Origin of the sequence: Acinetobacter sp. Ver3 (genome assembly GCF_000632455.1) — a bacterium.
In the GTDB taxonomy this organism is placed as follows: domain Bacteria; phylum Pseudomonadota; class Gammaproteobacteria; order Pseudomonadales; family Moraxellaceae; genus Acinetobacter.
In genome coordinates, this window is sequence record NZ_JFYL01000091.1 from 1 (window position 1) to 9,599 (window position 9,599).

Sequence of the window (9,599 nt, forward strand, 5' to 3'; positions counted from 1 at the left end):
ACGATCTTTATCAGTAAACATTATTGAATAACTAGTTGAACATCCTGAACTCTCAAATGAAAAAAGATCAGCTCGGATATTATTACCTACTATTTCTTGGGTATAGAGCCCTGCTTCGTCTATAACCTCATGAGCATCTTGTAATGAAGAAAAACTATCAACTTTTTTTTGCGTAAGTAGATGAACAAAAAATAGCAATTAAAGCTAAGCTATAAATTTTCATGATCTGAGCCTTATCTAAAGGTTTAACAATATTTATTTCTTAAAAATATAAGCTTTCTAGTAGTTAGATTGGTGACTAATAGAAATGAGTTAAAACAGAATTTTTTAGTAACCAAATAATATAAAAATGATTTTCACGAGGATCATACGCCTTACTACTCTATTATGAAATATCTTTCTTTAATTCTCATTCTATCTAATTAAAAGAAAGTCTATAGAAATAGTGGTAATTGAATAATCACATCATTTTTTTTATTTACTATTAGCTAACTGACTTAACAGTAGTTCAAGTTTATTAATCTCACTTTTACTAACTTTTTTCGTTAAAGGGAATTCTATTGTATCTGTAACTTCTCTTGTTGGACGGGGTGATTTATAAGTATTTACTTTTATCAACTTTATGTTAGGTTTCTTAAAAAACAAGAACCCATTAACATTTTCCTTATTAATTGTTAAATATTTACCATTATTATTTTTTTTCATGTCTGACCATTTAATATTATCATAGGCTTCAACATAAACTGGACGATCATAATCATACTTCAGTCTTTGTCCAACCATCATCACATCAACGTTTATAGCAGCACTACTATAAAATGTTTCTTGTGGAACTTTTTTATCTTCTACAAATTCATCTACGACATGTTCAGTTAACCAAGAATTAATTTTCTTAATTATTTCACTTTTATCATTAATATCTGATGCATAAGCAGCATTAGCTATTAGTGTAAAAGACATACATAAGAATAAATATAATATATTTCTCATAATATCACCTGAAAATACCTTTTGTTTTTTAAAAAATATTATTATATTATAATTAAGAGTAGATTAAAAAAGGAAATTAATTATGAAATTAAAAAAAATTATTATTGGGGGATTATTAGCTTCATTAGCTACTCTGGTATTTGCTAATAAGCCCTTGTTCCTATTATGTAAACATAATTCTCATGGAGAGACTTGGCATCTAATAGGTGGACCTTATAATAAAATCGCTGATTGTGACAGAGTTGCTGATCGCCATAGAGATTATCATTCTAATCGAGGGGATCAATATCCGACTGTCCAATGTTCATGGAGAACTCAAAGTGAGATCAATGATATGTTGTACAATGGTAGATTGAGCCGTTGGTAATTATTTCTATTAAAAAGCCCGACATCATGTCGGGCTTTTTTAATAAGAGGCTTAATGGTGCTGGACGTTTAACATTCCCTGTTTATCCATATCTTATTTTCTAGAACTTCCTGCTCTATATTTATTTATAATAAAAGAACGAATAATTACATCCAAGATGACAAATACTAGAAACAATGTACACCATGGATTACATGGTTGATTAAAAAATACTCATTTAATTTGATTACTCATTTTTCCTTAAAAGAACACCTAATTTCTTTAGTTATTGTTTTAATATATTTCACATAAGTAGTTTTTATGTTAAATAAATCAAACATAAAAAAATTATTAGATTTTTTTATGTTTGATAAAGTATTTCTGAATTAATAGTTAGTTTTTAGAATAATGAAATTTTTTCCTGCAAGTGCTTATCAAGATGAATTGAAAATTCTTTTTAATGAATGTGAAAAGAAAATTATAAGATTACTTCCAAATGCTAGAGTTGAGCATATAGGATCTTCAGCAATACCTAATGCATATTCTAAGGGTGATCTCGATATTTTAGTTTGTATCCCTGAAAAAGAGTTTAAAAAATCTATAAATTTATTAAAAAAATTAAATTTTAGAGAGAAAAGCAATACGTTAAGAACAAATGATCTTTGCATGCTAGAAGCTATTAACTCTGAGAAAGATATAGCATTTCAAGTTATTACTGAAGATTCTTTGTACTTAAATTTTCTAACTTTTAGAGATATCTTAATTTCTTCACCACATTTAGTAGATCAATATAATCAGTTAAAAATCGACTGTATTGGATTTGAAGAAGATGATTATAGAAAGGTAAAAGCTTCTTTCATTGAAGAGATATTATATAAAAATATTTCTTAAAATATTTATATTTTCTTAATTTAAATCAAAATGTTACGTTTTGTATTAAGGTCAAAATAGGATCCTTATCTACTATTTTTGATTTCGCATAACGCCTATTATGTTAAATAGAAGTAAATTTATTTAAAAATATGTTTGATTTAAGTAATTTTAATAATGCTTAACTTTTAATAAACTATATTTTAATATCAAATTAACAATAAAGTTGGTTTTCTTATGTTATTAAAAAAATAGTTTTAATTAGTACAATAATGACTAGTAGTCTTGCTCTTGCATATGATCCTACAACGCCTTCATATTATTTAACTAAAGAATTGTGTGCAGAATATTATGCAGACTGTATTGATGTCTATGGGTCTGCTGGTAGCGGTGGAATGTCAGAGTGTGGAAACTCTTTAAATACATGCATCACTACAGGTGACTGGAATCCACCAAATCTTCCTGTGCCATCATCGAATAGATTATTAAACCTTTTTAGTTCAGAAACTAGAGAAGCTAAAACAATATATACCACGGTCTAATAAATCAGGATCTCAATGTAATATGATTGGGATCCTTACCAACATCTATAGAAGAGAAAAATGGATCAATTAAAAAAAATAAATGATGATTTATATCAAGCCGCAATATTATTAGACAGTATTCCTAGTAAGATTCAATCGGATCCATCACTAGAAAATAGAGAGAATATTTTACTGATAGGAAAAGCTCTCAGTCATATTTTTGAACTCCAAAATAATATTTATAAAATTCGGCCTGATTTAAAAAATAATAATCAGCAATAACAGTTCTTTATAGATTTTTTAAGAAATATAACGGCTTATTTGAGAATGCAAAAGTAATATTATATTTGTAATAGTTTCTCCAAAATTAACATAATACACGTTATGCGAAATTCTTATCTGCATCACACAAATTACATTTTTACGTTATGCCCAACTTTTCATTCAGTTCTTGTAACCTCATCACTCAAGGACGATTTTGCCACGGTGGGGTATATCAAATGCATAACCTGATCGCAGGCAAGAATCATCTAATCAATGATTTTTATCTTCTGAATAAAAGACGATCATGGCGGGTTGCATCATTAGAAACCCCGGGAATAAATTCATTCATAAATTGTAGTTTAAATAAGTTAAAGAGACTCATAAAAGAGCGCTGTGCTGAATATCCCATACCCAGCGATGGTCATGAGGATCGCGCCACACAAGGCTAAGATTTTTGAATAAATACGTTGTTGAGAAATAGCGTTAAAACCTAAATAGACCAAAGATAGTACGACAAAATCTAGAAGAATCCATGTGATGATTAACAGCGACAAACTTAAATCTATATTTGGTGTAATTTGAATAAACTGCGGAAAAAAAGCAATGAAGAAAATAATATCTTTTGGATTGGAAATTCCAACTAAAAACCCTTTGGAAAAACCGCTATCCATCGGCTTGATCTTTGAAGAGGCAGTTTGATTGTGCTGAAAAGTTTCTCTAAGAATTTCAAAACCTAAATAGCCAATATAAAGACATCCTAGGACTTTGATGATGTTGAAAATATGCTCATTAAAATGAAGAACACCCTTAAGTGCAAGAATTGAAAGCGCAATTAAACATAGTGAGGCGGCATTAGTGCCTAAAATGGTTTGTAATGCTTTTCGATAACCACCTTTTGCACCTGCACTGGCCACCAAAATCATAACAGGGCCTGGAGTGGCAATCATAATAATGACAGTGAAAATATATAAAAAATACTCAAGATAATTCATGAAAATACTACTTTTTAAATTTTATTTATATAAATATTATAACCTCTTTAGATTTCATTCATCTCATTTATTTAAAATATCTCATAGAGCGAAATAAATAATAAAAAAGGAAGACTAAGCTTCCTTTTTTTAATAATATCATTGAATATTAATAACCTACGCTAAAGCGCTCTTGAATATGGTTATTATTTTCAAGCTCATCACTGAGCGCTACTGCGAAATCTTCTGCAGAGATTTTACTGCCTTCTTCACCAACGATAAGTTCATCTTTACCAGAGCGATATTCACCAGTTCGCTTACCAGGACCGAATTCCGCTGCAGGAGCAATAAAGGTCCAGTCAATGTCGTCCACTTGTTTTAACTTATCAAAGAACTGAATGCCTGCTTCCGCCTCAGCTTTATATGCATCAGGGAAGTCTTCTGTATCGATTACACGCACATTTTGATTTGGTACAATTAAACCGCCAGCGCCACCAACAACAATATAACGTTTAACTTTTGATTCACGAATAGCATTAAGAAGTGAATTGATATCAAGACCTTGGAAACGTACTGCACTAATTACAGCATCTTGACCTTTCAGCTCATTTACAAGTGCTTCTTGATCATTTAAATCTAAATCTACAGTTAAAACACGCTCTGTATCTGAAACTTTGCTTGTATTACGCGCAATCGCTTTGACGTAGTGTCCACGTGAAACAAGCTCTTCAAGAATACGAGAACCTGCCATGCCTGTTGCACCAATTAAAACTATTTTCATAATGCCCTCATTAAATTTATAACTATGATTATTGGAGTGCTAAATATTTAGTCATCACGATTAAAAAAATAAAATCATGAATGATTAAAATGTAATATTAATTTAGCTTAAAATAAAAAAGATTAATGTATTAAATCTATGTTGATTTATAGTTAAAATAGGAGTGAGAAGTTATTTAATTATTTTAAATGTAAATTTTATGTAATTATAAGCTTGAAAAATATTCATATAAAACCAGTCTAACTTTTATTTATTGTTGAAGTTGGTTTAAAGAAAATCGCCATATATCATTTTTATATCCATAGCTTTCATCTTTCGAGCTTGGTGGATGCTGTAAGATAAAATTATATAGTTGCTTTTTTTGATCATTATTCAGAACTTCAACAATAGCTGGTTGGTCGACAATTTGATTATTTAAATTCGCAATAATGTCTTCAATCATCTTCGGATTTTTATGCGTAAGTTGTTCTAAAGTCGTATTATTTCCCTGACCATTTAGCAGATATTGAGAAAGAAATTGTGCTTCGTTTGGTGAGATAGAATTTTGTTGAAGAAGTTCTTGTACAAGATTGTGCTGAGTTTGGACAGATGCGGTATGCGGTAGGCTAGAAATAAGAACTTGTTTAACCTTTGGATCTAAATTTGGATCCTGAAAACGTTGCTCTAAAGCGTGACTAATTTTCTGTCGAATCAAATCATTTTCAGGTAGGGATTTTTTGAGTTCATGTTCTCGATCAGTCAGCAACATCGCATTATTCAGTGCACCTATCGCTAAGCTTTGAATTTTAGGATTTTGATGTGTGAGAAATGGCAAAATTTGTTCAGTTGCTTCTAAAGGATTGAGAGAAGTAAGTTGAGTCAGGATTTCTTCTATTGCATTTTCATCATGCTGGTTTTGTTCAAGGAGCTGAATTAAATCATGTATTTTTTCTTCTCGATTCGCAGTAGATTGATCCAGTTGAAGTAACTTTTTTGCCCATACGGGTAGGTTGTTAGTGTTGAGTTCCATATCTGCACTATTTTCAGACAAGCTAGTCGCACGATCTTCATTGCTTTTTAGCGTTGAAGTATTATTGTTTTGATTTGATATACTTTGAGTCGTATCTGCTGTCGATTTCAAATACATCCATAAAATTACTGCACAGATCACGAAGATCAAAATAACCAAAAAAATATTTTTCTTATTCATAATATTAAGCTGTCGTTGCCTTCAACATCAGAGATGTGAAGGCAATATAATGGGAATGATTTATTTACACTCGTGTAATTGTGAGTAAGCTACTGTTGAAAGTTCCACGCGGTGTGCTTCCTCCTAGATTACCATTACCTGTCTGAGTGTAGAGCCATTTCGTAAAGCTGTCACATCGGAACGTTCCCTTTTGCCATGTATATTTGCTACAAGCACCGTTGGAGTTATATTGTGAACAGACTTGCACAGCTGGGTTCGGTGTTGCTGAATACAGCGTGTAAGCGACATGAGGTCGTTGCTGATTTGAAATCGCAGTGATTTGATTAGCAGCAGATGAGTAAGGAGATTTATATCCAAAACTTGTTTTGGCCTTTGCTCCCCAATATTTTGTAGTTTTAAATCCACTTAAGCTGACATATTCAATCACATCTACATATGCCGTTTTGTTCATGACTTGAACAATATTGTTTGAACTTACATATACACCTGTATGCCCTAATGCACCAACGAGTGGAACGTCGAGGTCTCGACCGAGTACATCACCGACTCGTGTAGGATTGCCTGCTGCTAAAGTAATTGAACTGATAGTGAGTAAACAGAGTGTAGAAATTATTTTAATCATGGACTTGTACCTATTGTTGGAATAGCAAGTCCTGTTAGTTTTATTCAACGATGTTAATGTTTGATGTAACTTGTATTTGAAGTTGTAACAATAATTTTGTAATTTTTCTTAATAATTTAATTTGAAATAGTAATATTATTTTGTGAGTAAACCTTAATAAAAACGTAATAATTTTAGCGTAACTATGATATTTATTTAGTTATTCTTAAGGATTAATTGTGCTTGATCAATTAGACGCTAATACTGAATCGTATAGCAATTTGACTGCTATAAAACATCAAGAAATTGATTTGAAGAATACCTTCAAAGCAAAAGGGTATCTACATTATAAATCTATAGAGGTGGATCATTTTTCTAAACTATTACTAGCTAAAGAGTTTGAAAAACTTGAAAAAGATCCTTTTGCACCTACACATACTCAAAGGTTTAGAAGATACGGAAATGCCTTAATTTTACCTTGGGAAAAAGATCTTAAGCCTATTTGGTTGCCGACAGTGCGTGATAATATAGGGCAGGAGTTATCTGGATATGATCAGGGAGGGAACAATCCCGAGCATCAGTCGATTCGTTATTTTAACGCGTTGAGCCAAGAAGCTAAATCTACGCAATATCTTAATGATTTGATTGTAGATGATTATCAACTTACTTTTGGTTTGGAAAATGCCTATCTGCCAATTTACGTGGGTGTCCATTTTGTCAAACTGCGTTCAACTCATGCCGATCAGCTAGGAATTAGTTCGCCTAATTGTTTTCATCAGGATGGTGAGCCATTCACATTTGCTCATTTGTTTTATAGGAGCAATAACATTGAAGGAGGTGAAAACTTTATTGCATCACCTCAGGAAAGAAATAAGCGTTTAGATGAGGTAAATAATTATAATATTTATCAAAAATTTACGTTGAGACAAGCTTCTGAAAGTTTTGCTGTACACGATCCAGCAGTTTCACATTATGTATCACCTATTAGAAAAATAGATCAAGGCACAAATGCTGAGGCTGGTGAGCGCTGGATGATTTTGATTGATTTCTCTCTTACAAAGCAAAAAATATGATTCAAAATTTAATAATTTCGCTTTTACCTATTCTCATTTCTCTTATATTGGGTTGGGGCATAGGTAAAGCTGCAAACGTTCAAGTTCGCAATATATTGGTTGGTCAAATTACGTTTTTGGTGTGGTTGCTCCTCATCTCTATAGGCTTTCAATTTGGCAGTGTCTTGTTTGATAAAGATCTTGGTTCAAAAATATTAATTGAAGCTTTTATTTATTCTACAGTGTTAAGTGTGATTACCTTTGGACTTTTATTTAATCGTAGCCACTTTAAGGCTGAGCACCAAAAATCATTCAAGGATATGCTCAAACCTATTACCGAATGCTTGATTGCGATTGGAATGGTGTTGATCGGGATGGGGCTATATTGGCTATTACCCAAGACTTTATCAGGGGAAATGTTAAGCGCGATACTATTGTATGTGTTGATTTTTTTAATCGGAGTGGATTTGTCTACGATTAAAATTCAAGCCCTCACTATGAATCATATTAAAGTGCCATTTTTTTCAATCATTGCACTATTTATTGCGGCTTATTTGACGAGTCATATCATGACTCAATCTTTTGTCGAACTCGTTGTGATGGGGAGTGGATTTGGTTGGTTCTCTCTTTCTGGTCCTTTAGTTGCTAAAGTTTTAGGACCTGAGCAGGGAACTTTTGCTTTAATCACAGATCTTGTACGAGAGTTTTATGCGATTGCATTGTTGTATTTATTAGGTCAGCGTTATCCAAAGCCAATCATTGGTGTATGTGGTGCCACGGCGATGGACTCGACTTTACCCTTTGTAAAAAACAATTGTTCACCATTAGATGTACAAATTGCAATTCTCAGTGGATTTTTCCTGACGCTCATTGCGCCGTTTTTTATTATTTTTTTTAGTAGTTTGATATGAATCCAAATTCTAGTGCTCAGCAGAAATAGGAAAGAGCTTCTCTGAATTTATACAATTGATCCTTTGATAGATCAGTAGATCGTTCACTAAACTTCGTTATAATCGCTTCATTGATAAAATAGAGAACAGATCATGCGCGTACTTGTGGTGATGGATCCCATCGAAAATGTAAACCTCAAAAAAGATTCGACCATGGCAATGCTTTGGGCTGCTGCACGTCGCGGTCATGAGTTAGGGTATGCACTTCAGGAAGATTTATATATCGATCAAGGCAAAGCTTTTGGTTTGATCTCACCACTTAAAGTGTTTGAGGATTATAATCATTACTATGAGCTTGGTGAAAAACAGAAAGAATCTTTAGCTGCATACGATGTTGTGCTCATGCGTAAAGATCCACCTTTTGATATGAACTTTGTTTATACAACTTATATTCTGGAACAAGCGGAACGTGAAGGTTCGTGGATTATCAATAAACCTCAAAGTTTGCGAGACTGTAACGAAAAGCTGTTCGCTACACAATTTCCAGAACTGCAGGTTCCGACTTTGGTAACTTCACAGCAAAGTTTAATACGAGAGTTTATTGCTGAACATCAAGATGTGATTGTAAAACCACTAGATGGGATGGGCGGTATGGGAATTTTCCGTTTAACCGCTGCAGGGGCAAATATCGGTTCAACTTTGGAAATGTTGACTCAAATGGGTCAGCAACCGATTATGGCGCAACGTTATATTCCTGAAATTGTGGATGGAGATAAGCGTATTCTGATGGTCAATGGTGAGCCAATTCCATATTGTTTAGCGCGTATCCCACAAAATGGTGAAACGCGAGGTAACCTTGCTGCTGGTGGGCGTGGTGAAGCACGTCCGTTGACTGAAAATGATAAGGTGATTGCTGCTAAAGTTGGACCATTCTTGCGTGAGAAGGGGCTGGTATTTGTTGGTCTTGATGTCATTGGAAACTATGTAACAGAAATTAATGTGACTAGTCCAACGTGTATACGTGAAATAGACGCACAATTTGGTACTTCTATCGCAGATACATTATTTGATGTTTTGGAAGCTGGACGTTAGCTGATCTGCAAAAAAGAGCCTAAATAGGC

Annotated in this window: 13 protein-coding genes; 7 read left to right on the forward strand and 6 right to left on the reverse strand. The window is 32.8% G+C overall.

The genetic code is table 11. The annotated features are described in order from the left end of the window. Positions 1-198, reverse strand: a 198-nt coding sequence (locus CL42_RS17450) for a hypothetical protein (RefSeq protein WP_035270238.1), incomplete at its 3' end; no start/stop codon positions are given. 276 nt (positions 199-474) lie between these two features. Then, the gene (locus CL42_RS14750) at positions 475-990 is read right to left on the reverse strand and encodes a hypothetical protein (RefSeq protein ID WP_143047397.1); all 516 of its coding nucleotides are present in this window, start codon (positions 988-990) and stop codon (positions 475-477) included. A gap of 82 nt (positions 991-1,072) precedes the next feature. Between CL42_RS14750 and CL42_RS14755 the strand changes: the two genes are divergently transcribed. The 4 genes from CL42_RS14755 to CL42_RS14765 all read left to right on the forward strand — a co-directional run bounded on the left by CL42_RS14755 (position 1,073) and on the right by CL42_RS14765 (position 3,012). Then, positions 1,073-1,357: a hypothetical protein gene (locus CL42_RS14755; RefSeq protein WP_035270248.1), complete on the forward strand. Its 285-nt coding sequence runs from the start codon at positions 1,073-1,075 to the stop codon at positions 1,355-1,357. A 387-nt stretch (positions 1,358-1,744) separates the two neighbouring features. Further along, positions 1,745-2,227: a GrpB family protein gene (locus CL42_RS14760; protein WP_035270250.1), complete on the forward strand. Its 483-nt coding sequence runs from the start codon at positions 1,745-1,747 to the stop codon at positions 2,225-2,227. Positions 2,228-2,478: 251 nt separating this feature from the next. Further along, complete coding sequence (locus CL42_RS17090) at positions 2,479-2,748, forward strand: hypothetical protein (RefSeq protein ID WP_155757006.1); 270 nt, start codon at positions 2,479-2,481, stop codon at positions 2,746-2,748. Positions 2,749-2,808: 60 nt separating this feature from the next. Continuing rightward, a complete protein-coding gene (locus CL42_RS14765; protein WP_035270252.1) occupies positions 2,809-3,012 on the forward strand; it encodes a hypothetical protein in 204 nt (67 codons plus the stop codon). A gap of 350 nt (positions 3,013-3,362) precedes the next feature. On the opposite strand, the gene CL42_RS14770 is transcribed toward CL42_RS14765, so the two are convergent. From CL42_RS14770 to CL42_RS14785, 4 genes are all read right to left on the reverse strand, one after another. Continuing rightward, on the reverse strand, positions 3,363-3,986 hold the full coding sequence (locus tag CL42_RS14770; protein ID WP_035270255.1) for a LysE family translocator: 624 nt from the start codon (positions 3,984-3,986) through the stop codon (positions 3,363-3,365). Positions 3,987-4,134: 148 nt separating this feature from the next. Further along, the gene (locus CL42_RS14775) at positions 4,135-4,746 is read right to left on the reverse strand and encodes an NAD(P)-dependent oxidoreductase (protein WP_035270258.1); all 612 of its coding nucleotides are present in this window, start codon (positions 4,744-4,746) and stop codon (positions 4,135-4,137) included. A gap of 250 nt (positions 4,747-4,996) precedes the next feature. Further along, the gene (locus CL42_RS14780; protein ID WP_051586644.1) at positions 4,997-5,935 is read right to left on the reverse strand and encodes a HEAT repeat domain-containing protein; all 939 of its coding nucleotides are present in this window, start codon (positions 5,933-5,935) and stop codon (positions 4,997-4,999) included. 64 nt (positions 5,936-5,999) lie between these two features. Next, entirely contained in the window at positions 6,000-6,557 is a 558-nt protein-coding gene (locus tag CL42_RS14785) for a hypothetical protein (protein ID WP_035270262.1), read from the reverse strand. Positions 6,558-6,817: 260 nt separating this feature from the next. Between CL42_RS14785 and CL42_RS14790 the strand changes: the two genes are divergently transcribed. The 3 genes from CL42_RS14790 to gshB all read left to right on the forward strand — a co-directional run bounded on the left by CL42_RS14790 (position 6,818) and on the right by gshB (position 9,570). Beyond that, positions 6,818-7,609 (forward strand): 2OG-Fe dioxygenase family protein, encoded by a 792-nt coding sequence (locus CL42_RS14790; RefSeq protein ID WP_051586645.1) that lies wholly within the window; start codon positions 6,818-6,820, stop codon positions 7,607-7,609. Continuing rightward, positions 7,606-8,499 (forward strand): lysine exporter LysO family protein, encoded by an 894-nt coding sequence (locus CL42_RS14795; RefSeq protein WP_035270265.1) that lies wholly within the window; start codon positions 7,606-7,608, stop codon positions 8,497-8,499. Before CL42_RS14790 ends, CL42_RS14795 begins: the two co-directional genes overlap by 4 nt. 132 nt (positions 8,500-8,631) lie before the next feature. Then, positions 8,632-9,570, forward strand: coding sequence for a glutathione synthase (gshB, locus tag CL42_RS14800; protein WP_035270267.1), 939 nt, complete (start codon positions 8,632-8,634; stop codon positions 9,568-9,570). The last annotated feature ends 29 nt before the right edge of the window (positions 9,571-9,599 follow it).

Bases quoted from the DNA above. Each gene is read 5' to 3' on its own strand.
- CL42_RS14750 (WP_143047397.1), bottom strand. From the start codon at position 990: ATGAGAAATATATTATATTTATTCTTATGTATGTCTTTTACACTAATA.
- CL42_RS14755 (WP_035270248.1), top strand. From the start codon at position 1,073: ATGAAATTAAAAAAAATTATTATTGGGGGATTATTAGCTTCATTAGCT.
- CL42_RS14760 (WP_035270250.1), top strand. From the start codon at position 1,745: ATGAAATTTTTTCCTGCAAGTGCTTATCAAGATGAATTGAAAATTCTT.
- CL42_RS17090 (WP_155757006.1), top strand. From the start codon at position 2,479: ATGACTAGTAGTCTTGCTCTTGCATATGATCCTACAACGCCTTCATAT.
- CL42_RS14765 (WP_035270252.1), top strand. From the start codon at position 2,809: ATGGATCAATTAAAAAAAATAAATGATGATTTATATCAAGCCGCAATA.
- CL42_RS14770 (WP_035270255.1), bottom strand. From the start codon at position 3,986: ATGAATTATCTTGAGTATTTTTTATATATTTTCACTGTCATTATTATG.
- CL42_RS14775 (WP_035270258.1), bottom strand. From the start codon at position 4,746: ATGAAAATAGTTTTAATTGGTGCAACAGGCATGGCAGGTTCTCGTATT.
- CL42_RS14780 (WP_051586644.1), bottom strand. From the start codon at position 5,935: ATGAATAAGAAAAATATTTTTTTGGTTATTTTGATCTTCGTGATCTGT.
- CL42_RS14785 (WP_035270262.1), bottom strand. From the start codon at position 6,557: ATGATTAAAATAATTTCTACACTCTGTTTACTCACTATCAGTTCAATT.
- CL42_RS14795 (WP_035270265.1), top strand. From the start codon at position 7,606: ATGATTCAAAATTTAATAATTTCGCTTTTACCTATTCTCATTTCTCTT.
- gshB (WP_035270267.1), top strand. From the start codon at position 8,632: ATGCGCGTACTTGTGGTGATGGATCCCATCGAAAATGTAAACCTCAAA.